Raw genomic sequence first — 21,030 nt, forward strand, 5'->3', positions numbered from 1 at the left:
GGGCAATCACGATTGCGCCCGGTTGCTGCTCCGGAAAATGGATCGGCCGCCTGTCGTTTCAAGGCGCCGGCATCCGCGGTTCCGGCGGCCGCGAATGGATCCCAGTCGCGCGCGTCAGGGCCCGGGTCCGAAAAACGCGATACGGGTCAGCAGTGTATAATCGGCTTCGAAAACCATCATGGTCACGAAGACCAGCACCAATATCGGCGGCAGGATGATCGCATACATCATCGCCAGCCGCTCCCAGGCCATGTGCATGAAGACGGCGACGATCAATCCCGCCTTGAGCATCATGAAGATCAGGATCAGCGACCATCTGAGATAGCCGTGGATGCCGAAATAATCGACCAGGTAGGAGCATGTGCTGAGGATGAACAGCCACGCCCAGACCACCAGGTAGAGCTTGATCGGGTGCTCCTGGTGGGTGTCCGTGGTGGCGACGGCCGCTGCTTCCTGCGCATGGGTGGCGTGCAGTGCGTGTTGTCCGAGACCGTTTGCGGTTGCTTCTGCCATATCTGCCTCTCACCAAAGATAGAAGAAGGCGAAGATGAACACCCAGACCAGGTCGACGAAGTGCCAGTAAAGGCCCATGATCTCGACATTCTCGTAGCGACCGCGGCGACTGGTGAAGAAGCCGGGCCGCCCGATGTCGAAATCGCCACGCCAGACTTTTCGCGCCACGATAATCAGGAAGATCACGCCGATCGTGACGTGGGTGCCGTGGAAGCCGGTGATCATGAAGAAGCATGAGCCGAACTGCGCGGCCCCCCAGGGATTGCCCCATGGCCGCACCCCTTCGGTGATCAGCTTGGTCCATTCGAAGGCCTGCATGCCAACGAATGTCGCGCCAAGTGCCGCGGTCAAAAGCATCAGGATCGCGGTTTTGCGGCGATCGTGGCGGTAGCCGAAATTGACAGCCATGGCCATGGTGCCGCTGCTCGAGATCAGCACGAAGGTCATGATGGCGATCAGGATCAGCGGGATTTCCGAACCGCCGATGCGCAGGGCGAAGACCTCGCTCGGATTGGGCCACGGCACGCGCGTGGAAATGCGCGCCGTCATGTAGGAGAGCAGGAAGCAGCCGAAGATGAAGGTGTCGCTGAGCAGGAAGATCCACATCATGGCCTTGCCCCAGGACACGTTCTTGAACGCCCGCTGGTCCGAGGCCCAATCGGCGGCGATGCCGCGCCAACCGGCGGGCCTGGGCTCCATCTGGCTGGTATGCGTCATGGTCGTCTCGGCCATCGCGGTCTCCTAGGTCAGCAACCGTTGGCAGATGTCGATGAAGGTCGCGGCCCAACCCGCCAGCAGGGCGAAGATGCAGAGCCAGACGAAAAGCAGGAAATGCCAATACATGGCGCAGAGCTCGACGCTGAGGCGAAGGCGCTCCGGCCGCGCTCCGTTCCAGGCGCCTATGCTCGTCTTCCCAAGTCCGACCAGACCGCCGAGTATGTGCAGGCCATGCATGCCGGTGATCAGGTAGAAGAAGCTGTTGGCCGGGTTGGACGTGAGCACATAGCCGTCTCCGGTCAGTTGTCGCCATGCCATCAACTGACCGACGAGGAAGGCAAGCGTCGTGAGCCCCGCCGTGGCTAGGCCCAGCCGGACGTTGTCGATCTGGCCTTTGCGCGCGGCGGCCACGGCACATTGCAGGGCGACGCTGCTAAGCACCAGCACGCCGGTGTTGAGCCAGAGCAGGCGCGGCAGCGGCAGCGGCTGCCAGTCGGGCAGACCCATGCGCATGAAATAGGCGCTGGTGAACAGCGAAAACAGGCAGCCGACGACGGCGAGGAAAACGCCGAGGCCGATCTTGGCGGTGGGCAGCGCCGACCGGTCGAAACCGACGAAATCCCCGGCCAGGCCTTGCTCCAGCCAGGGCTTGGCCGTCAGCCGCTGGTGCGAAAGCCACCATCCGGCGAAGCCGGCGATCACCAGCAGAAAGACTAGGATGACGCTCATGCCGGCTCCCTCGAGGGAGCGAAGTCGCCCGGCACGTTCTGCGGGATGAAGTCCTCCTTGGCTCCCGGCACGCTGTAGTCATAGGCCCAGCGATAGACGATCGGCAGTTCCTTGCCGAAATTGCCGTGCGCCGGCGGCGTCTCAGGCGTTTGCCATTCGAGCGTGGTCGCCCGCCATGGGTTGCCGCCGGCCTCGCGGCCATGCCGGATGCTCCAGATCAGGTTGAACAGGAACACCATCTGGGCGAAGCCGACGATGAAGGCCATGATCGAGATGAACGAGTTCAGATGATGGGCCGATTCCGTCATTATGGTCATGTCGGTGAGCTCGGCGTAGCGCCGCGGAACGCCCATCAGGCCGAGATAATGCATGGGGAAGAAGATCAGGTAGGCGCCAACGAAGGTCACCCAGAAATGGAAGCGGCCGAGCGTCTCGTCCAGCATTCTGCCGGTGACTTTCGGGTACCAGTGATAGATCGCGCCGAAGATCACCAGGATCGGCGCGACCCCCATGACCATGTGGAAATGGGCCACGACGAACATGGTGTCCGACAGCGGCACGTCGACGACGACATTGCCGAGGAACAGCCCGGTCAGGCCGCCATTGACGAAGGTGACGATGAAGGCGAGCGCGAAAAGCATCGGTATGGTCAGATGGATATCGCCGCGCCACAGCGTCAGCACCCAGTTATACACCTTGATCGCCGTCGGCACGGCAATGATCAGGGTCGTGGTCGCGAAGAAGAAGCCGAAATAGGGATTCATGCCGCTGACATACATGTGGTGCGCCCAGACAACGAAGCTCAGGGCGCCGATGGCGATGATCGCCCAAACCATCATGCGGTAGCCGAAGATGTTCTTGCGCGCATGCGTGCTGATCAGGTCGGACACAATGCCGAAGGCCGGCAGGGCGACGATGTAGACCTCCGGGTGGCCGAAGAACCAGAACAGATGCTGGAACAGGATCGGACTGCCGCCATTGTGCTGCAATTGCTGACCCATCTCGACGATCGCCGGCATGAAGAATGAGGTGCCGAGGGCGCGGTCGAGCAGCATCATCACACACGCCACAAACAGCGCCGGGAAGGCGAGCAGCGCCATGACGGTGGCGGTGAAGATGCCCCAGACGGTGAGCGGCAGGCGCATCAGGGTCATGCCGCGCGTGCGGCCCTGCAGCACCGTGACCACATAGTTGAGGCCGCCCATGGTGAAGCCGATGATGAACAGGATGAGCGAGGAGAGCATCAGGATGATGCCCCAGTCCTGGCCGCCCGGCGTTCCGGTCATGATGGCCTGCGGCGGGTAGAGCGTCCAGCCGGCGCCGGTCGGTCCGCCCGGCGCAAAGAAGCTAGACACCAACACGAGCACCGCGAGCAGATAGACCCAATAGCTCAGCATGTTGACATAGGGAAAGACCATGTCGCGGGCGCCGACCATCAGCGGGATGAGGTAGTTGCCGAAGCCGCCGAGAAAGAGCGCGGTGAGCAGGTAGATCACCATGATCATGCCGTGCATGGTGATGAACTGGTAGTAGGCCTCCGGCGTGATGAAGTCGAACGTGCCGGGAAAGCCGAGCTGCAGGCGCATGAGCCAGGACAGAACCAGCGCCACAAGGCCGATCGCGGTTGCCGTTGCCGAGTACTGGACCGCTATGACCTTCGCATCCTGCGAGAAGACATATTTCGTCCACCAGCTGTGCGGATGGTAGAGTTCCACCTCCCCAACTTCGGCGGGCGGAACGGCATCTGCGGGTGTGACGTCGACCATTGGAGCACCTCCGTGCCCTATTGTGCGGACCTCGAAAGTTTCGAGTTTGCCGCGACGCCCAGATTGGACGCGATTATCTTTTCCGGCGGCTGGTTCGCCGAGCCCGATTGCTGGGGCGCTGACAGTTGCGCAAAGGTCTGCTGCTGGCCGAGCCAGGCCAGATAGTCCTGCTCGGTGTCGACCACGACCACGCCATGCATCAGCGGGTGCCCTTGGCCGCATAGCTCGGCGCATAGGACCTGGAAGGTACCGGTCCTGGTCGGGGTGAACCAGAAATAGGTCACCGATCCCGGGATCATGTCCATCTTGGCGCGGAATTCCGGGATATAGAAATCGTGCAGCACATCGATCGAACGGAGCAGCACCTTGATCGGCTTGCCAACCGGCAGATGAAGATCGGCGGCTTCGACCAGGACATCGTCCTGGCCGTTCGGATCCTTGGGGGCGACGCCCAACGGATTGTCAGCGGTGACGTCGCGGGTGTCGGAAGTGCCGAGCTTGCCGTCCTTGCCCGGCAAACGGAAGCTCCACTGCCATTGCTGGGCGACGACCTCGATTTCGGTCGCATCGCCTGGCACCGTGACGAAGCGGCTCCAGACGAACAGGCCGGGAACCAGCAAAGCGGTGACGCCGACCGCGGTGACGATCATCAGCCACGATTCGAGGCGCTTGTTCTCGGGTTCATAAACTGCGCGAATGCCTTCCCGATGCCGGAAGCGGAGGACGCAATAAGCCATGAACAGGACGACAGCGGCAAAGACGATGCCGGTGATCCAGAAGCTGATGATGATGGTGTTGTCGATATAGTCCCAGTTGGAGGCAATAGGCGTCCACCACCATGGGCTCAGGAGGTGGAACAACACCGAGCCCACGACAATTAAAACGAGTACAAGCACAACGGCCATGTCCCGTTCCTCCCGGCATTCCAAACGCGCGAAGCGTCCCGAAATGCCAAGCGCATCATGCTCGATTTCCGGTTGAAATTCCAGAGCCGACTAGCTGATGGCAAAATGTTGCTCTTTGAGCAGGCTTTCGGGACGCAAGGGCGGCGGCTGCCAGGGGCTGGATGCCATGCCGCGCCATCGCTTTTCGGGATCAGGCTTCAGCTTGCTCTAGCGGCACCATTTCTCCACGGCAATCGCAATTGCCTTGGTGCAATCGACGAGGTCGCGCACCGAAACGCGCTCATTGGGCTGATGCGCCTGCGCCGGGTCGCCGGGGCCGAAATTGACGGTCGGCGTGTTGCCGAGGCCTGTCGGCAGGCCGATGTCGCTATGCGCGCCGAAGCCGCTCAGCACCGGCGACAGATTGGCGTCCTTCACGGCTTCCTGGAGGACACTCACGAACGGACTGTCGGAGGGGATTTCGGCGCAGTCGGCATCAAGTATCCATTCGACGCGGGCAGGGTGCAGGCGCAGATAAGGGTCCGCCTGGCAGACATTGGCGATATGCTCTTCGATCTCGCGCTTGACGTTGCCGCCCAGCCTGAATTCGTCATGCTCGCTCGGCAGGTACTGCGCGTCGATGATGATCTCGCCGCGACCAGCCATGGAGGAGGGGTGCTCGCCGGCATTGATCTGGGTGACGATGATCTGGTTGGGCAGGTCCATCAGCGGATGGTTCTTCCTGGGGTCGAACATCCAGCGCCGGTTGAGGATGTCGATGCCGTCGAGGATCTGCCGGCAGAGCTGCACGGCATCGACCGGGCCGCTCGAATGCCAGGCGTTCGGCGTCAGCTCGGCATGGCCGCCGATGCCGTCGACGATGATCCTGCCCCACAGGATGCCGTGGCAGAGCGGCGCGATCCTGTTTGCCGTCGGCTCGGTCATGATGCCGGCATCGGCGCGAAAGCCATGATCGACCATGGCGAGCGACCCCATGCCGCCGATCTCCTCGTCGACGACGGTGGTGAAGACGATGTCTCCGGAAAGACTGACGCCGAGCCCTTTCAGGATTTCGACCGCCATCAGCATGCAGGCGACGCCGCCCTTCATGTCGACGGTGCCGCGCCCATGCAGAAAACCGTCCTTCAGCACGGGCCGGAACGGATCGGTTGCCCAGTGTCCGGCTGCGCCTGGCGGCACGACGTCGATATGACCGGTCAGCATGATCGAGCGGCCGCCGCCCGTGCCCTTCAGCACGCCGCCCAGATTGGGCCGGCCTTCAAAAGTCCTGCCCTTGTTGGCGCCGGCGCGTCCCTTGTATTTTTCATAGAGCGCCGGGCCGTCCGGGTCCCACAGATCGGTGGTGAAGCCGAGCGCCTCCAGGCGCTTCTGCAGATAGAGCTGGCAGTCGCGCTCGCCCGGGCCGGCCTCTTTCGGATTGGATTTCACGATCGAGGGGAAGGCGACGAGATCGCTCAGCGTCTCGACGATGCGATCGGCCGCTGCCTCGACGCGCGCGGCGATGGTCTCTTCCATGGAAGGCATTAGGATCTCCAACGTTGGGAAAGCCGGTCGGCAAGAAGGACGAACACCAGAAGGGCGCCGACGATCCCCACTTGCCAGACCGTGTTGATGTTCAGTTGCAGCAGGCCGGTCTTGAGCGTGACCAGGAGCAGAACGGCCGCGAACACGCCGCCGACGCCGCCGCGCCCGCCAGTGATGGCGATGCCGCCAAGCATCGCGGCGGTCAGCGATTCCAGCTCGAGGTTCTGGCCGATATTGGGCCTGCCGCTGCCGAGCCAGGCGAGCGAAACCAGGCCGGCGGCGCCGGCGAGCGCGCCGCTCAGGGCGTAGAGGATGAAGCGCACGCGATCGACAGGAATGCCGACCAGCCTGGCCGAGCGTTCGTTGAAGCCCATCGCGTAGATCCAGCGCCCCCAGGCCGTCGCCATCAGCGCAAGGCCGGCCAGCGCGAAGCAGGGGATGGCCAGGGTGAGGAAGGGCACGGGAATGCCGGCGACGACACCGCGTCCCCACACAAGCAGCCATCCTGGCACGCCCGACTGGGCCGCGCCGCCGGTGACGGCAAGCGCCACGCCGGAATAGACGAAGAAGGTGCCCAGCGTCGCGATGAAGGGCAGCAGCGCCAGGCCGTTCACGAGCAATCCGTTGAGGGCGCCGAGCATAGCGCCGGTCAGGATGCAGACGGCCGGCAGCAGGACCGGCGGCAAGCCCAGCTTGAGCGACAGCAGGGCAATGATGGCGGAGAGCGAAACCGCGCCGCCGACCGACAGGTCTATGCCTGTGCCGCCGGCCAGGATGACCATCCCCTGTCCGAGGCCGACCAGCGCCAGGATGGTCGAGAACTGAAGAATGGTGGTTACGGTGCCGAGATTGAAGACGGAAGGCTTGAGCGCCAGCAGGCCGACAATCACGATCAGCCACAGCGCGCACAGCAAAGCCAGGGTCAGGGCCGGGCCCTGCAGGTTCCGAAGCGTTCTCATGCGGGGGCTCGCTGGAACCGGGTAAGAGGCAGGCGATTGGAGACCGCTTCGAAGCCGAGCACACCGATGATCAGCACGCCGGTGACGACCGGCTGCCAAAGCGAGGGGACACCGATGAGCAGCAGGCCATTCTGGAGGATTCTGAGCAGGAGCACGCCAAGCACAGTGCCGAGCAGGCTGCAGCGGCCGCCCAATATGCTTGTGCCGCCGAGAATGACCGCGGCGATGGCATCCAGCGCCGAGGTGCTGCCGATCGACGTTTCAACGTTGCGGTAAGTTGCGACATAGAAGGTGGCGGCAATGCCGGTCAGGACGCCGCTGATGACAAAGGTCAGGAATCTGACCTTGATCACCGGAATTCCCGAAAGCCGCGCCTTTTCTTCCGAATTGCCGATCGCCAGCAGATGCAAACCATAGGGCGTGCGCCGCAGTGCCAGCCAGACGATCAGATAGGCAACGGCGATCACCAGGGCCGGCACGGGGATGCCGAGCACGGTGGTTGCCAGCAGATCGTTGAGGCTCGAGGGCAGGCCGGAAAGCCACTGCCCGCCAAGCAGCGCAAACACGGCGGTGCGGTAGACACCAAGCAGGCCGAGCGTTCCGACGATGGCCGGAACGCGGCCGAGGACGACGACGGCGGCCGTCACGCAGCCCAGCAGCGCACCGACGAGCGGGCCCGCGACAAGCGCCACGAACGGGCTGCCATCGGCGCCAAGAATGCGGCCGATGGCGATGGCCGCGAGGCCCATGACGATGCCGATCGAGACATCGACGCCGCCCATGGCGAGCAGCAAGGTCATGCCGAGGCCGATCAGCAGCAGCTCGATGCTGTTGCGCAGCACGGTGACCGCGTTGCCCTGGGTCGCGTAGTGCGGCGATGCGACAGAGAAGATGGCGATCGCCAGCAAACAGGCGACAAGCAAAGACCACTCCCGCCCGTTCATGGAGAAGACACCGCTTCCAGACTGCCGCACCGCGCTCACGTCAGGGCTCAGAAGTTGAACTTGTCGACATTGTCCTTGGTGAAGACGGCCGGCGGCCCGAGCAGCAGGATGCCCTTGGCGGCATCATAGGTGGCGGGCTTGTCCAGGCCGGCGATCTTGTTCTCGGCCTCGAAGCTCTTGCCGTCGATAAGCTGCTTGCCGGCCCAGACCGTCAGGTAGCCGAGCTGTTCAGGGTCCCACAGCACGGTGAAGCCGAAGGCGCCGCTCTTCAGATAGGAGCGGGCGGTGTTCGGGCTGCAGTAACCGGTCCCGATAACCGAGCCGATCTTGCCGGCGGTCTCGATCGCCTGGGCAACGCCCGGGCAGGTCGAGGATGCGACGGCGATGATGGCCTTGATATCGGGATTGGCGGCCATGAGGTCGCCCGAGATCTGCGCGGCGCGCTCGGCCGTGCCGCCAGCGAATTGCGGGGCGAGCAGCTTCAGCTTGGGATACTTGGCGGCGGCTTCCTTCTGCATGAAGCCGATCCAGGCGTTGAGGTTGGACGCGGTCGCCTCACCGGAGACGATGCCGATCGTGGCGTCCTCGCCGACGCGCTTGACCAGTTCGTCGATGATCGTGGTGCCGAGACCCTCGTCTGTCGCCTGCGCCACATAGACCGCGCGGCCGCTGTCGGGCGCGTCGCTGTCGCTGGTGAACAATTTGATGCCTTTGGCCTTGGCGCTCTCCACCACCGGGGCGATGCTCGAAGCATCGAGAACGGAGACCGAGACCGCTTCGACGCCCTGGTCGATCAGGTTCTGCACGATCTGCAACTGGTCGACCGGGTTGGTGTCGACTGGACCGGAATAGACGAAATCGACGCCGAGATCCTTGGCGGCTCGGTTGCCGCCGGCCTCCATGGCGTTGAAATAGGGGATGCCGATAAGCTGCGGCACGAAGGCGACCTTATGCTTGTCTGCCGCATGCGCCGCCGTCGCGACGACGAACGACAGCGCGGAGGCCGCGAGCACTTTCCTGAGTTGTGAAAGCATTGTGTGTGATCCTCTCTGGAATGACGTGCGTTTCAGTTTGTTTTTTCGAGCGCCCGCACGTCGGGATGGGCGCCTGTTATGAGTGAAACGACTTCCTCGTGATTGGTCTCGGCGGCCAGACGTTCGGCCACCTTGCGGCCGCGCCGGAACACCACGATCCGGTCGGCAACCTCCAAGACTTCGGAAATGTTGTGGCTGATCAGCACGACGGCGCAGCCGCGGCCGGCAAGGCGACGAGTCAGCGCCAGCACCTTGCGGGTCTCGGCGACGGCAAGGGCGGCCGTCGGTTCATCCATGATGACCAGCCGGGCGTTGAGATTGAGCGCCCGGCAGATAGCGACGGCCTGGCGCTGGCCGCCCGACAGGCTGCCGACCGGGGCCTCGGGATCGGAGATATGGGCGTCGAGCTCCTGCAAAAGTCCGTCGACGCGCTGGCGCATCTCGGCGCGTTTCAGAAAAGGGATGCCAAAAATGGAGCGTTTCAATTCGCGGCCGAGAAACACGTTCTCGGCGATCGAGAGGTTCTCCGAAAGCGCCAGTTCCTGAAAGATCGTCGCGATTCCGGACGCCGCCGCATCCTTGGGCGAGGCGAACGCCACCGCTTTGCCTTCGATCAGAAGTTCGCCATCGCTCGGCGGATGGGCGCCCGCTAGGATCTTGATGAAAGTCGATTTGCCCGCGCCGTTGTCGCCGAGCAGCGCCAGCACTTCGCCGGGCCGGATTTCCAGATCGACATCGGCAAGGGCAGTCAGCGCGCCGAAGCGCTTGCCGATGTTCCTGGCGACGAGAAATGGTGCCGTCATGACGGTTTCTCCGGCATTCGTGGATAGGCTAGACGGCCATGCTGACCCAGCGCAGCACGTTGGTCCAAAGCCGCGCATAGCCGGGCCATTCGACGAAGCTGTTCGGCAGCCAGTGCGGGCCGATATCGGACGTCCAGACCAGGGTGCGCCCCTCGCCATGGCGCCCGGTGACCAGCAGCGGATGACCGCCCTGGTCCTGCGGCAGCCGCGCCAGTATCTCGACGTCGTCCCGGTCGCGGGCAACGACCTCGTTGGCGCCGAGCAGGATCGGCCATTCGCCCTCGATGCCGGCAAAGAGTGCATGATCCCTGCGGCCGGTGATTTGAGGCCGAAAGCCCTCGGGGATTTCGAGCCGGTCGTCATAGGGAAGGCAGGTCACCGGCAGCGCGTCCTCGACGGCCGTGCGGTGCCAGCGGGCCTTGCCGTCAATGCCCTGGAAGCTGAAATAGCCGCCGATCATGACCAGGCCGCCACCGCCTCGCGTCCAGTCGCGAAGCAGCTTGAGCCTGTTGGGCACGGTCTTGCCGTGCAGCCACACACCGGGATGCAGCAAAAGCGAGTTGGCGCCGATATCGGAGAGCATGATCGCCTTGTATTGCGACAGGCCCTCCATGGTGAAAGGCAGCTTTTCGACCGCCTCGTGGGCCGGCATGTATTCAAGATCGAACTCGCTGTCCTTCAAGGCGTTAACCAAAGGCGTGGCGCCGAGATGGAAGGTGACGCTGCCGAACTGGTCGAAGCCCTTGTAGTGGGTGGCGGAACTCATCCAGCTCTCGCCGACCAGAAGGACTTTTGTTTTCGCCATGACCCATGTTCTCCCGATATTGCCTGTTGGTCGCCTGCCAGCCGCCTGGGCCGGTAAGCCATTGACCTAGCTGGCCATCACGTCGCTCGCGGCAGCGGTGGCCTTCAGTGTCGCGAAGTCGGCGATGTAGCCTTGCGCGCCTTCGACCGTCGTCGTCAGGCTGGCGCCGATCGCGGCGTAGCGGGCCGCGGTTTCCAGCGACGCGCCATGCAGCCAGAGGCTGAGGAAGATGCCGGCGAAGCTGTCGCCAGCGCCAGTCGCATCCACGCGGTTGACGGGCAGCGCCGGCACCTCGATCTGCGGTCCGCCGGTCGCCGGAAACACCACCGCGCCGAACTCGCCGAGGGTGAGCACGACCGTGCCGCGCGGCTTGATGCGCGACAGCATGAGGCGAACCTCTTCGATCATGGTCGCCATGCGCGTGCGAAATCCGTAGATCTCCCTGATCATCACATCATTGATGAAGGTCAGGTCGATCTGCCTGACCATCTGCGCGAAGATTTCAGGCGTGCGCGCGCTCCTGGGCAGGCCGGCAGAATGCAGGCTCACCTTCCAGCCGGCCTGGTGGAAGCGCGCTATGGATGCCGTCATCGTCTCGTAATGGAAGCCTTCGATGTGAAGGCACGCGGGTCGCTTTTCGGGTTGGATGTCGAGATTGGCGGTGAGGTCGACTTCGCCCAGCTCGAAAGGCTCGCTGATGATGGTGCGGCTGCCGTTGCGCTCGATAATGACGATCGCCTGCGAGAGCCGGTTGTTGGGCGTGCTGCGGATTGGCAAGGCGTGCACGCCCAGCTTGGAAAGCTCGCCCAGCGCCCAGTCGCTCTCCGCGTCCTCGCCAACCGCCGTCGCCAGTTCCACGTCAAGCGCGTAGGGCGCCCCGACGCCGGCCGCGGCAACCGCGAGATTGGCGGCGGGGCCGCCGAGCGCCTTGTCGATATGGCTGGCCGTGATCCGGTCGTCGCGATGCGGCAGCACCTCGACGCGGCAGAGGAAGTCGACGCTCACCCGTCCGGCGACCAGGAGCCTGGGCAGATGGTCGAGATTCTTCGGCCGCTGCGGGGCACGGCCGGGCAGGGAGCGCGCAAACGAGCTCGGCCGGTACATCAGGGCGGCGATCGCCTTCTCTATGCGCTCTCGCGTGCCTTCCTTGAGGCCGGCCGTGCCATTGATGAAGTTTGAGACCGTGCCGATGGAAACACCGGCGGCTCGTGCGACATCGGCAATGGTCGGGCGTTTGCGTTGCAAAGGCGTGATCCACTTGAAGCGTTTCAAACGCTAGCAGTGGATGTGAAAGGCCTCAATGGAATTATCTTCCAAATAGGCCGCCGCTATCCTTAATAGACAGAAAATTGATCCGCGTGAGCGCCGTCACGGAGATCAGTCGTTGCGCAATTGAACTATTTTCAAATCCAGCCTTTTTGCGCCTTGCCCGGCAGGCCGCGCCAGTCATTGGCAGGCGCATGGTCCGATCTGCGGTAGCCGGCCAAGCCGTGGCAATCTCCGGCAGCAGATCAGATCAGCAGCAGGCCCTTCATCGAGGCGTTGCCCTTGCGGCCGATGATGATGTGATCGTGCACGGCGATGCCGAGGGGCTTGGCCGTATCGATGATCTGCTTGGTCATCTCGATGTCGGCGCGGGACGGTGTGGGATCGCCCGAAGGGTGATTGTGGACCAGGATCACGGCGCTGGCCGAGAGTTCGAGCGCGCGCTTCACCACCTCGCGCGGATAGACTGGCGTGTGGTCGACGGTGCCGGTCTGCTGCACCTCGTCGGCGATCAGCCCGTTCTTCTTGTCGAGGAACAGGATGCGGAACTGCTCGCGGGTCTCGAAGGCCATGGCGGAGCGGCAATAGTCGAGCAGTTGCGTCCAATTGGACAGCACCTCGCGGCCGCGCACCTCGCCGCGCGCCATGCGCTGGGCAACAGCGGCGACGACCTTGAGGTCGGTCGCGACGGTCGGCCCGATGCCTTTGACTTCCTCGAGCAGGGATGCCGGCGCGCCGAGCACCTCGGCCAGCGAGCCGAAGCGGGCAATCAGCGCCTTGGCGATGGGCTTGGTGTCGACGCGCGGGATCAGCCGGAACAGCAGCAACTCGAGCAGTTCGTAGTCGGGCAGAGCGTCCGGCCCGCCATACGCAAAGCGTTCGCGCAGGCGGTCGCGATGGCCGTGATAATGCGGCTTCTCGATGGGCGCGGCCTTTTTCAGCGCCGCCTTAGGCGGCTCGATCCAGCCTTCGGAAAAGAACGCCCGCTCGTCGTCGACTTTGCCCATGACTGCTAACCCCCAAGGCTTTGGGTGAAGCTTAGGCGGGCAGGCCGGGGCGGTCGAGCTTTTTCGGCGACAGCGTGAAGATCTCGCAGCCGGTGTTGATGACGCCGATCGTGTGCTCGTGTTGCGCCGAGAGCGAACGGTCGCGCGTGACCGCCGTCCAGCCGTCGGAGAGCAACCTTCACATACCGGCGGCCGAGATTGATCATCGGCTCGACGGTGAAGATCGTGCCGGGCCGCGTCTCGCCGCCTTCATTGACGGTGCCCGTTCGGATGGGCTGACCGCCGGCGCGGCCGATCCGTCACGACAGCCGTCGCGGCTGCGCACTCGTCGAACCTTCCCAGCGCGTCAGCATCGCCGCGACCTAACTGATGCGGGTCCCTTTTCGCGCCCAGCTCAGGCCTCGTCCTGCCACCTGCGCAGATCCGTCTGGTCGTGATAGGCCATGCGATCCGGCGTGGTGATGAATTCCATCGTTGTGCCCCACGGCATACGGCAATAGCAGACCTTGTTTCCGGGACCTTTCTCGGTTGCGTAGGGAATAGCGCGCGGCGCGGTGAGGGGTGTACCTCCCGCCTTCTCGAAGCGCTCGACCGATGCGTCGATGTCGTCGGTGTAGACACCGAAGTGCGTAATGCCGAAGTCGCTCGCCCGGGTCGGCAGAGCTTGCTCGGAACCGTGCATTTCGAAGAGCTCGATGTCGGGTCCGGTTCCGATTTTGACCATCGCCTGCGCACGCACGACCGTTCCGGGGAACGCGCCGACGGCCCGCTCGAATTCGGGTCCCCGCCGCGGCGGATCCTGCGGTCCGAAGGACTGGTAGATCACCTGGCCGCCAAAAGCTTCCACCAGGAACGATTTTGCTGCTTCGATGTCGGGCACCGTGATGCCGATATGATTGACGCCGCGAATGACGGGTGCGCTCATGACAGTCTCCATTCTTGTTTGGTCGATTCGCCCGGCCCACGACGGCGCCGGCGCAGAGTTTCAATTGGTCTTCAGAAAATCGATCAGAGCGGCGGCAACTTCATCCGGCCGCTCGTCCGCGACATAGTGGCTGCACCTGGCGATCGAGCCGCCCGTCACATTGGTGGCGAACTCCTTGAGCATGGGGACCATCTGCGCGCCGAAGCGATGGTCCCCACCCAGGCCAAGCACCGGTATCTCGAGCGGCTGCTTCTTGTACTCGAGCGCGGCCGCATGGTCCGCCGCGAGGGTGCGATACCATTCCATGCCGCCACGCGTGCGGCCAGGAAGCGCCATCGCCTTGGCGTAGATCTCGATGTCAGCCGGATTGTAGGTGCTGTGATCGTAGAACCGCTCCGCCATGAAGGTCGAAACATAGTCATATTCACGGCCATGGATCAGGCGCTCGGGCAGATCCCGGTTCATGTGGAAGCTGAAGTGCCAGAGCCTGGCGGTTGTCGCCTCCCATCCAGTCCAGCCGGGAAGCGGAACATCAAGGATGGCCAGGCGGGTAACGGCCTCCCGATAGATGGCGGTCTGCGGCAACGCCACCATTCCGCCAATGTCATGGCCGCACACAGCGTAGCGTTCATACCCAAGGGCAACCATGACCTCGTGCGCGTCGCGCGCCATCGTGGCCTTGTCATAGCCGTCAAGCGGGCAGTCGGAAAAGCCCGCGCCGCGCAGATCCATGGCCACCACGCTGAAATGCTCGGCGAGCCGCGGCATCACATGGTGCCATTCCCACCATGTTTCCGGCCAACCGTGAAGCAGAAGGATCGGCGGGCCCGAGCCTCCCGTGACGGCGTTGATCTTGATGCCATTCACCGGCACCAGCTGCTGGGTAAACCCTTTCAAAGTTGCGATCATGATCGCTTTCCAATCGATGTTGACGTTCAAACGGAGCTCGCGGCCAGCGCTCAGGGCTGGTCGAAATCGGTGGCGATCGTGATGTCGCGCCAGGCGTCGATATCGCTGCGGAAGGAAGCCAGCTTTCGCTCGGCGATCGCGTGCGCGATCGGACCGAGCGGCAGATGAAGCGGGGCGTCATCGGCGTCGACAGCCTGCAGGATCACCGCGATCGCCTTGTCGGGATCGCCCGCCTGATTGCCGTCGTTGGTTTCGCGATAGTGCTTGCGCGAGGTCGCGGCATATTCCGGCATCTCGTTGGCCGCTATCGTGATCGAACGGCCAAGGAAATCGGTGCGAAACGGCCCGGGCTCGACGATCAGCAAGCGGATGCCGAACTGCTTCAGTTCGCCGGCGAGCGCTTCGGAAATCCCTTCCACGGCAAACTTGGCGGCGTGGTAATAGCCTCCGCCGCCACGGCCCTCGATGCCAGCGCCGGACGACATGTTGACGATTGTTCCGCCCGAACGTCGTAGGGCCGGTAGCGCGGCTCTGGTGGTTTCGATCAGACCGAAGACGTTTACCTCGAACATCGGCCGATATTCCTCGGGCGTGCCTTCCTCGATCGCGCCGAACAGCGCGTAGCCGGCATTGTTCACGAGCACGTCAAACCCGCCGAAGGTCTCGACCGCCTTTGCCACCGCTGCCTTGGCTGCCGCCGCATCGGTCACGTCGAGCGGCAAGGTGATCATGCGGCCGCCGAAAGGCTCGGCCATTGCCTCGATCGTCTTGACATTGCGGGCCGTCGCGATGACCCGGTCGCCGCGCTGTGCCGCAGCGAGCGCGAGCCGCTGGCCGAAGCCGCTTGAGCAGCCTGTGATGAGCCAAGTTTTCACTACTTTTTCTCCGAGTTGTTTTCAGACGACGCCACGCTGTCGCCGCCGCGAATCGGCCATGATCGACCGAGAGCCGCGCCGATGAGTTGGCCGGTCGCGATGCCGAAGCCACAGGGGTGGCTTCGGCGCATGGGTCACGAAACTTCCGCGGCCCTGAGCCTGAACATCAGGGCATCGGCTTCATTTGCTCGCCGCTTCGGCGATGACATCGGCGACTTCGCGTGGATGCGAGATGTAAACCGCATGGCTGGCACCGGGCACCTCGGTGACCTTGGCACTTGCCCGCTCGTACATAGACCGCTCCGCCTCGGCGCTGATAGCCATGTCCTGCCCGGCCACGATGCCGTAGCTCGGCTTGGTCTTCCAGGCCACGTGCTGCGTCTTGGTTCCGAGGATTTTCGCCGAAACCGGCACCTGCGAGTCAGTCATGAAATCCGTCTCGGCCTTGGATAGGTCAGCGGCGAATCCCGCCCGGAACTTCCCGGGATCGAACAGCAGGAAGCCGTCAGAAGTCGGCTTGAACGCATCCGCGGTCGGGCTCGGCCACTTCTCAAACAGATCGCCCACGCCCTCGCCAACATTGGGGACGAGGGCCGCGACATAGACAAGTGCCGAAACCTTCGGGTCGACGCCGGCTTCGGTGATGATCTGACCGCCATAGCTGTGGCCGACGAGGACGACCGGCCCATTTTGCTGCTCGATAGCGCGGTGAACCGCCTGAACGTCATCCGCCAGCGAAGTGTTCGGTTCCTGAACGACCGTGACTTTCAAGCCGTTGGCGACCAGACGCTCATAAACGCCCCTCCAGCCGCTGCCATCGACCAACGCGCCATGGACCAAAATCACATTTTGGGCCGGCTGCGCGAAAGCGGAGGGCGCGCCCAACACCGCTGCAAAAGCCGCAGCACCGAAATAGAGAGACTTGAGAGACATTTGCCGATCCTTCCGAATGACATGAGGTGATACACGAGAGACGGTCCGATCGACCGATGGTGGGAATCTAGGTGCTTAGATTTGTTCTTTAACTGACAGAAATGTATTCTCGGCGTTCAGTTTTGTGTGGGTGGTCGCATGAAATGGAGTGACGTCAGAATCTTTCTTGCTATTGCGCGATCCGGCACGCTCGGCGGCGCCGCGCGTTCTCTTCAGACAAGCCATCCGACCGTCGGCAGGCGCCTTCGCGCACTTGAGCAGTCGATCGGCCACACGCTTTTCCAGCGGACAGCGGACGGTCTTGTTCTGACCGACGAGGGCCACGGGATCATCGCGCTGGCGGAGCAGATGGAGGAGGGCGCGCTGGCCATGGAGCGCCGGCTTGCGGGGCACGAGCAGAATCTCAAAGGCAGTCTGCGCATTTCGTCAGCGGACTGGTTTGGGGCCTATGTCCTGCCTCCCATCCTGGCGGATTTCGCGAAAGCCTACCCCAATGTCGACATCGAGGTCCTGACCGGCACGCGCCTGTTCAACCTCGCCCAGCGGGAGGCCGACGTCGCTTTCCGTATCGTTCCGTTCAACACTGCCGATGTCGTTCAGCGGCGGCTTTTGAAGCTCGAATACGGCGTCTACATCGCCGAGGGGTCTCCTGATCCCAAATATGGCGATGGGACCGGTTTCCGGCTGATCACCCATGACACATCCACCGGCCATTTCCCCGACATCGCGTGGCTCATCGAGAGTTTCCCCAACGCGAGACCGGTCCTGCGATCGAACAACCGCAACGTCCAGGGGCGCATGTGCAGGCAAGGCGTCGGCATCGCTGTCCTGCCACGCGTGGTCGGCAATCAGATCCCGGGTATCCGCAGACTGGAACTGCCGACGCCGCCGCCGGCGCGAGACATTTGGATGGGATACCACCGGGACTTGCGGCGCCTTCAGCGTCTTCGCGCGTTCATCTCGACGGTATCGGCCCATCTCGTGAACGCGACGGCATGATGTGCGGCCCGCAAATGACTCAAGCTTCCCGAAGAAAACACCAAGATCGCTGCAGTCGTCTCGGCCGGTCGATCCTCGGCGATCCAGTGCCCGGTTGCCTGGAATTCGATCATAGTCGCATGCTGCGCGGAGCGATCAAGGAAGGCCTTGAGGAACGGTGTGCTGATTCCGCTGGTGCCTCGACGCTCGGTCGGGATGCCGGACGCCGCGTTGAAGGGGATGCGCAAGCGCCGCAGCGAGGTGCTCCAACTTCGGAAAAGAACGCCCGCTCGTCGTCGACTTTGGCCTAAGCGCGCTGACCTCAAGGCTTCGGGTGAAGCTTAGGCCGGCAAACCAGGCCGGTCGAGCTTTTTCGGCGACAGCGTGAAGATCTCGCAGCCGCTGTCGGTGACGCCGATCGTGTGTTCGTACTGCGCCGACAGCGAGCGGTCCCGGGTGACCGCGGTCCAGCCATCCGACAGCACTTTCACATGCGGTCGGCCGAGATTGATCATCGGCTCGACGGTGAAGATCATGCCCGGCCGCATCTCGACGCCTTCGTTAGCGGTGCCGTAGTGGAGGATGTTCGGCGCATCGTGGAACAACTGGCCGACGCCGTGGCCGCAGAAGTCGCGCACCACCGAGCAGCGCTCGGCTTCGGCGTAGGTCTGGATCGCGGCGCCGATGGCGCCGGTGCGGGCGCCGGGCTTGATCGCCGCGATGCCGCGCATCAGGCACTCATAGGTCACTTCGAGCAGGCGCTCGGCGGCGCGCTTGATGGTGCCGACCGGGTACATGCGCGAGGAATCGCCGTGCCAGCCGTCGAGGATGTAAGTGACGTCGATGTTGACGATGTCGCCATCCTTCAGCGGCTTGTTGTCGGGAATGCCGTGGCAGACGACATGGTTGATCGAGGTGCAGGACGACTTGGTGTAGCCGCGATAGTTCAGCGTTGCCGGCAATGCGCCATGGTCCATGCCGAATTCGAAGACGAAGCGATCGATGGTTTCGGTTGTCACGCCGGGCTTGACCATTGGCACCAACTCATCAAGGCAGCGCGCGGTGAGATCGCAGGCCTTGCGCATGCCGGCAAAACCTTCCTCGCCATAGAGCCTTATTTGACCGGTGTTTCGAAGGGGGGCCGTGGCGGCGTCGAGATAGGTAACCATTTTTGTCCGTTTACCGGCGTTGGCTCCAAAGGGAGCCGAGTGCCAAAATCTGCCCCAGATTTGGCACCGGAAGCCGCAAGGTTCAAGGACGAAGTGCGAGCGCGCCGTCCATTGCGGCTTTCCTTCGGCCATTCCATGGGTTAGGGCGGGTCCTGGATCCGGAGATTGCCTTGACGGCACCTGAACGCGAAAGATCGAAGCTGCTGCCGGTCAGGACCGCTTTTGCGGGCCTGATGGCGCTGCTGATGCTTGCGTTGCTGGGCTTTGCCCAGGCCGGAATTTCCGCGTCGGCCGTCTCGCTCCAGGGTGGCTCCAGCATCAGCGCCGCCCGCCAGGGCGATGCGATCGCGCTGCTCAGGACCTCCGGCAAGGCGCAGGCACTCGAGGTTCGGGCCAGCCGGCCGCTTCCCGTAAAGCCTGACGGCGGCAATCCCGGCGTGCTTGCGCCCGCAGCCGATTTTCTGGTTATCGGCCAGGTGTTGCCAGCCGAGATGGGCGTCACGCCCCTGTCGGCGAGCGCAACCGGCTCGCGCGCCAACCAGCCACGCGCACCGCCCGCCGCATGAATCCCCTGGCCGCTGAGCGCGGCATTCAAATCAAAACATTCCTTCGCGTCGCGATCCGGCGACGGCCGCCGGCCGTCCGCCGGTCGCGTGCGCATCAATTCGGATTTTCGTCAATGCAACGCATCAAGACGTTCAAGACACTCACCCGCGCGGCGGCCGCGGCCTGCTTCCTGGCGGTTCAGGCGGTGATCTGCATCGGCACCGTCTGCTGGGCCGTTGCCGCCACCCTTCGCATGGAAGGAACGGCGGCGATCGTGCTCGGCGCCATCTTCGCACTGCCGTCCGCCTATGTGCTGATGGTGGTCATCCGCATGGCCTATGACGCGGAGACGGACCCGGCCAATCAGTAGCGGCAAAGGCATGGTGGAAGGGACAGGGGGCAGGGCTGCGCGGGTTGTGTCGCCCTGTCACCTGGCCTGCGCGGATTGGCCGGCCGCCGGCCCGACGCATCCGTGAACCGATTGTTGACCGCACTGAGGTCACATTCCTGCGTCAGAAGGCCGCCAAAGCAACTTTTCACATCGAGCGGCGTTGCTGGGGCTGCGCCAGTTCGGGAGACAGGGAATGGACAGACTGCAATTCGAGGTGCCGGTGCGCATCACGCCCGCGCCCGGCCTGCCGGTCGAGGAAATCTACAGTGTCGAGCAGGCGCTCGATTTCCTGCAGGATTGGCCGAAGCGCCGGCAGGGCAAGATCTACGAAGCGGCCTTCAATGCCTGCTTCGGGGCGACGGTCGATGTGGCCAGCACCGAGGAAGCATGCCGGGCGTTTGCAACCTTCTGCCGCGTCAGCGGACTGCTGGCGAGGGACGCGATGTTTCTCGGCAAGCGCAGGGCAGGGACGCATCGCGAGGCGCGCGCCTGAGTCTTTGTTTCGTCCAGGTCTTTCCCAAGACCGTATCTACGGGCGACATGCACAAGGCGTTGATCGCACTGGTTCAGCCGCCGAACGACACGCCGCGGTAGCGCATTCCCACCTGGACGCCGCGCACGATCACGCGCGACAGGATCTCCATATCCAGCGGCATTTGCGGACGCCACACGTCGAGCAGGAGAGCGACGCGCGGCTGATCCGAGTTGTTCGTGACTTCGTGCTCGAACGTGTCGTCCCACAGCATGCATTCGCCATCGGCGATGCGCCTTTCCTCATGGTTGATCATCATGATCGTTGCCGGGCGGCCATCCGGCTGCTTCGGGATGACGAGGCCGAGATGGAAGCGCATGATGCCGCGAAATGGTCCGCGGTGCGGCGGGATGTGCTTGTGCGGGGCGAGGAACGAGATGGCCGCCGACTTGACCTCGGGGCATTCGGTGAGCAGCCGGCTCAGCACCGGCATGCGCGCGAGGTTTTCCGGGACCGTCATGTCATAGGCTTTGAGCACGAACATGCGCCAGTCGAGACCGTCATTGGCTGAGATATCGGCCTGCTCCGGCATGATGTCGTGGAAACGCGGCGCTTTGTTCAGCTTTGCCGCCAGCGCCTCGTCGCGGATGTCCTGCCAGGCGGCGGCGAACTTCGCTGCATTGGGAAAATGCGTGCCGGCATCAAGAATGGCCGGCGCATCTATGCGCTTTTCATAAATACGGCGGACCAGGTTGGTTCCGAGATCGTAGGCGCCTGTCATCTCATTACCTCAACGAGGCTGTTATATAGTGGGATATTGTTTGCGAGCGTCGCTCACGGAGATTTGTATGGTTGTCAAC

The 21,030-nt window shown here is 63.4% G+C and carries 23 protein-coding genes and 1 pseudogene; 4 read left to right on the plus strand and 20 right to left on the minus strand.

All coding sequences use genetic code 11. The features are described 5' to 3' along the window. Nucleotides 1-114: 114 nt before the first annotated feature. The 18 genes and pseudogenes from EN862_RS07985 to EN862_RS08070 form a co-directional block, all read right to left on the minus strand. A complete protein-coding gene (locus EN862_RS07985) occupies nucleotides 115-513 on the minus strand; it encodes a cytochrome C oxidase subunit IV family protein (protein WP_127863575.1) in 399 nt (132 codons plus the stop codon). Nucleotides 514-522: 9 nt separating this feature from the next. Further along, a complete protein-coding gene (locus EN862_RS07990; RefSeq protein WP_127863576.1) occupies nucleotides 523-1,245 on the minus strand; it encodes a heme-copper oxidase subunit III family protein in 723 nt (240 codons plus the stop codon). A gap of 9 nt (nucleotides 1,246-1,254) precedes the next feature. After that, on the minus strand, nucleotides 1,255-1,959 hold the full coding sequence (locus EN862_RS07995) for a cytochrome c oxidase subunit 3 (protein ID WP_127863577.1): 705 nt from the start codon (nucleotides 1,957-1,959) through the stop codon (nucleotides 1,255-1,257). Beyond that, entirely contained in the window at nucleotides 1,956-3,725 is a 1,770-nt protein-coding gene (gene ctaD, locus EN862_RS08000) for a cytochrome c oxidase subunit I (protein WP_127863578.1), read from the minus strand. Before ctaD ends, EN862_RS07995 begins: the two co-directional genes overlap by 4 nt. Nucleotides 3,726-3,742: 17 nt before the next feature. Next, on the minus strand, nucleotides 3,743-4,630 hold the full coding sequence (locus tag EN862_RS08005; RefSeq protein WP_127863579.1) for a cytochrome c oxidase subunit II: 888 nt from the start codon (nucleotides 4,628-4,630) through the stop codon (nucleotides 3,743-3,745). 207 nt (nucleotides 4,631-4,837) lie between these two features. Beyond that, nucleotides 4,838-6,154: an ArgE/DapE family deacylase gene (locus tag EN862_RS08010; RefSeq protein ID WP_127863580.1), complete on the minus strand. Its 1,317-nt coding sequence runs from the start codon at nucleotides 6,152-6,154 to the stop codon at nucleotides 4,838-4,840. Then, on the minus strand, nucleotides 6,154-7,113 hold the full coding sequence (locus tag EN862_RS08015) for an ABC transporter permease (RefSeq protein WP_127863581.1): 960 nt from the start codon (nucleotides 7,111-7,113) through the stop codon (nucleotides 6,154-6,156). The genes EN862_RS08010 and EN862_RS08015 overlap by 1 nt, the downstream gene beginning before the upstream one ends. Beyond that, nucleotides 7,110-8,036, minus strand: a complete 927-nt coding sequence (locus EN862_RS08020; protein WP_245519520.1) for an ABC transporter permease — start codon at nucleotides 8,034-8,036, stop codon at nucleotides 7,110-7,112. Before EN862_RS08020 ends, EN862_RS08015 begins: the two co-directional genes overlap by 4 nt. A 68-nt stretch (nucleotides 8,037-8,104) precedes the next feature. After that, on the minus strand, nucleotides 8,105-9,091 hold the full coding sequence (locus tag EN862_RS08025) for an autoinducer 2 ABC transporter substrate-binding protein (protein ID WP_127863583.1): 987 nt from the start codon (nucleotides 9,089-9,091) through the stop codon (nucleotides 8,105-8,107). A 32-nt stretch (nucleotides 9,092-9,123) separates the two neighbouring features. Continuing rightward, on the minus strand, nucleotides 9,124-9,894 hold the full coding sequence (locus EN862_RS08030) for an ATP-binding cassette domain-containing protein (RefSeq protein ID WP_127863584.1): 771 nt from the start codon (nucleotides 9,892-9,894) through the stop codon (nucleotides 9,124-9,126). Nucleotides 9,895-9,922: 28 nt separating this feature from the next. Next, entirely contained in the window at nucleotides 9,923-10,699 is a 777-nt protein-coding gene (locus EN862_RS08035) for a glutamine amidotransferase (RefSeq protein ID WP_127863585.1), read from the minus strand. A 66-nt stretch (nucleotides 10,700-10,765) separates the two neighbouring features. Then, on the minus strand, nucleotides 10,766-11,944 hold the full coding sequence (locus EN862_RS08040) for a PfkB family carbohydrate kinase (RefSeq protein ID WP_127863586.1): 1,179 nt from the start codon (nucleotides 11,942-11,944) through the stop codon (nucleotides 10,766-10,768). A gap of 266 nt (nucleotides 11,945-12,210) precedes the next feature. After that, nucleotides 12,211-12,972 carry a DNA repair protein RadC gene (radC, locus tag EN862_RS08045; protein WP_127863587.1) on the minus strand — a complete coding sequence of 254 codons (762 nt, stop codon included), beginning with the start codon at nucleotides 12,970-12,972 and terminating at the stop codon, nucleotides 12,211-12,213. A 31-nt stretch (nucleotides 12,973-13,003) separates the two neighbouring features. Further along, nucleotides 13,004-13,235 (minus strand): annotated as a pseudogene (locus EN862_RS08050) (type I methionyl aminopeptidase); the annotation flags it as partial. A 131-nt stretch (nucleotides 13,236-13,366) separates the two neighbouring features. Continuing rightward, on the minus strand, nucleotides 13,367-13,897 hold the full coding sequence (locus EN862_RS08055) for a VOC family protein (protein WP_127863588.1): 531 nt from the start codon (nucleotides 13,895-13,897) through the stop codon (nucleotides 13,367-13,369). Nucleotides 13,898-13,957: 60 nt separating this feature from the next. Continuing rightward, the gene (locus tag EN862_RS08060; protein WP_127863589.1) at nucleotides 13,958-14,806 is read right to left on the minus strand and encodes an alpha/beta hydrolase; all 849 of its coding nucleotides are present in this window, start codon (nucleotides 14,804-14,806) and stop codon (nucleotides 13,958-13,960) included. A 50-nt stretch (nucleotides 14,807-14,856) separates the two neighbouring features. Next, the gene (locus tag EN862_RS08065) at nucleotides 14,857-15,681 is read right to left on the minus strand and encodes an oxidoreductase (RefSeq protein ID WP_127863590.1); all 825 of its coding nucleotides are present in this window, start codon (nucleotides 15,679-15,681) and stop codon (nucleotides 14,857-14,859) included. Nucleotides 15,682-15,861: 180 nt separating this feature from the next. Next, on the minus strand, nucleotides 15,862-16,569 hold the full coding sequence (locus EN862_RS08070) for an alpha/beta hydrolase (protein ID WP_245519521.1): 708 nt from the start codon (nucleotides 16,567-16,569) through the stop codon (nucleotides 15,862-15,864). 183 nt (nucleotides 16,570-16,752) lie between these two features. Here EN862_RS08070 and EN862_RS08075 point away from each other — a divergent pair, with 183 nt between their 5' ends. Beyond that, nucleotides 16,753-17,613, plus strand: coding sequence for a LysR family transcriptional regulator (locus EN862_RS08075; RefSeq protein WP_127863592.1), 861 nt, complete (start codon nucleotides 16,753-16,755; stop codon nucleotides 17,611-17,613). Between the two features lie 320 nt (nucleotides 17,614-17,933). Here EN862_RS08075 and map read toward each other — a convergent pair whose 3' ends face one another. Continuing rightward, nucleotides 17,934-18,761, minus strand: a complete 828-nt coding sequence (gene map / locus EN862_RS08080; RefSeq protein ID WP_127863593.1) for a type I methionyl aminopeptidase — start codon at nucleotides 18,759-18,761, stop codon at nucleotides 17,934-17,936. Nucleotides 18,762-18,931: 170 nt separating this feature from the next. Here map and EN862_RS08085 point away from each other — a divergent pair, with 170 nt between their 5' ends. From EN862_RS08085 to EN862_RS08095, 3 genes are all read left to right on the plus strand, one after another. Then, nucleotides 18,932-19,327, plus strand: a complete 396-nt coding sequence (locus EN862_RS08085) for a hypothetical protein (protein ID WP_127863594.1) — start codon at nucleotides 18,932-18,934, stop codon at nucleotides 19,325-19,327. A gap of 113 nt (nucleotides 19,328-19,440) precedes the next feature. After that, nucleotides 19,441-19,677: a hypothetical protein gene (locus EN862_RS08090; protein WP_127863595.1), complete on the plus strand. Its 237-nt coding sequence runs from the start codon at nucleotides 19,441-19,443 to the stop codon at nucleotides 19,675-19,677. A 214-nt stretch (nucleotides 19,678-19,891) separates the two neighbouring features. Next, nucleotides 19,892-20,191: a DUF982 domain-containing protein gene (locus tag EN862_RS08095; RefSeq protein WP_127863596.1), complete on the plus strand. Its 300-nt coding sequence runs from the start codon at nucleotides 19,892-19,894 to the stop codon at nucleotides 20,189-20,191. Between the two features lie 73 nt (nucleotides 20,192-20,264). On the opposite strand, the gene EN862_RS08100 is transcribed toward EN862_RS08095, so the two are convergent. Then, nucleotides 20,265-20,951, minus strand: coding sequence for an aspartyl/asparaginyl beta-hydroxylase domain-containing protein (locus EN862_RS08100; RefSeq protein WP_127863597.1), 687 nt, complete (start codon nucleotides 20,949-20,951; stop codon nucleotides 20,265-20,267). Nucleotides 20,952-21,030 lie beyond the last annotated feature (79 nt).

It is taken from the genome of Mesorhizobium sp. M2E.F.Ca.ET.219.01.1.1, from assembly GCF_004016445.2.
In the GTDB taxonomy this organism is placed as follows: domain Bacteria; phylum Pseudomonadota; class Alphaproteobacteria; order Rhizobiales; family Rhizobiaceae; genus Mesorhizobium.

Bases quoted from the DNA above. Each gene is read 5' to 3' on its own strand.
- EN862_RS07985 (WP_127863575.1), bottom strand. From the start codon at position 513: ATGGCAGAAGCAACCGCAAACGGTCTCGGACAACACGCACTGCACGCC.
- EN862_RS07990 (WP_127863576.1), bottom strand. From the start codon at position 1,245: ATGGCCGAGACGACCATGACGCATACCAGCCAGATGGAGCCCAGGCCC.
- EN862_RS07995 (WP_127863577.1), bottom strand. From the start codon at position 1,959: ATGAGCGTCATCCTAGTCTTTCTGCTGGTGATCGCCGGCTTCGCCGGA.
- ctaD (WP_127863578.1), bottom strand. From the start codon at position 3,725: ATGGTCGACGTCACACCCGCAGATGCCGTTCCGCCCGCCGAAGTTGGG.
- EN862_RS08005 (WP_127863579.1), bottom strand. From the start codon at position 4,630: ATGGCCGTTGTGCTTGTACTCGTTTTAATTGTCGTGGGCTCGGTGTTG.
- EN862_RS08010 (WP_127863580.1), bottom strand. From the start codon at position 6,154: ATGCCTTCCATGGAAGAGACCATCGCCGCGCGCGTCGAGGCAGCGGCC.
- EN862_RS08015 (WP_127863581.1), bottom strand. From the start codon at position 7,113: ATGAGAACGCTTCGGAACCTGCAGGGCCCGGCCCTGACCCTGGCTTTG.
- EN862_RS08025 (WP_127863583.1), bottom strand. From the start codon at position 9,091: ATGCTTTCACAACTCAGGAAAGTGCTCGCGGCCTCCGCGCTGTCGTTC.
- EN862_RS08030 (WP_127863584.1), bottom strand. From the start codon at position 9,894: ATGACGGCACCATTTCTCGTCGCCAGGAACATCGGCAAGCGCTTCGGC.
- EN862_RS08035 (WP_127863585.1), bottom strand. From the start codon at position 10,699: ATGGCGAAAACAAAAGTCCTTCTGGTCGGCGAGAGCTGGATGAGTTCC.
- radC (WP_127863587.1), bottom strand. From the start codon at position 12,972: ATGGGCAAAGTCGACGACGAGCGGGCGTTCTTTTCCGAAGGCTGGATC.
- EN862_RS08055 (WP_127863588.1), bottom strand. From the start codon at position 13,897: ATGAGCGCACCCGTCATTCGCGGCGTCAATCATATCGGCATCACGGTG.
- EN862_RS08060 (WP_127863589.1), bottom strand. From the start codon at position 14,806: ATGATCGCAACTTTGAAAGGGTTTACCCAGCAGCTGGTGCCGGTGAAT.
- EN862_RS08075 (WP_127863592.1), top strand. From the start codon at position 16,753: ATGAAATGGAGTGACGTCAGAATCTTTCTTGCTATTGCGCGATCCGGC.
- map (WP_127863593.1), bottom strand. From the start codon at position 18,761: ATGGTTACCTATCTCGACGCCGCCACGGCCCCCCTTCGAAACACCGGT.
- EN862_RS08090 (WP_127863595.1), top strand. From the start codon at position 19,441: ATGCAACGCATCAAGACGTTCAAGACACTCACCCGCGCGGCGGCCGCG.
- EN862_RS08095 (WP_127863596.1), top strand. From the start codon at position 19,892: ATGGACAGACTGCAATTCGAGGTGCCGGTGCGCATCACGCCCGCGCCC.
- EN862_RS08100 (WP_127863597.1), bottom strand. From the start codon at position 20,951: ATGACAGGCGCCTACGATCTCGGAACCAACCTGGTCCGCCGTATTTAT.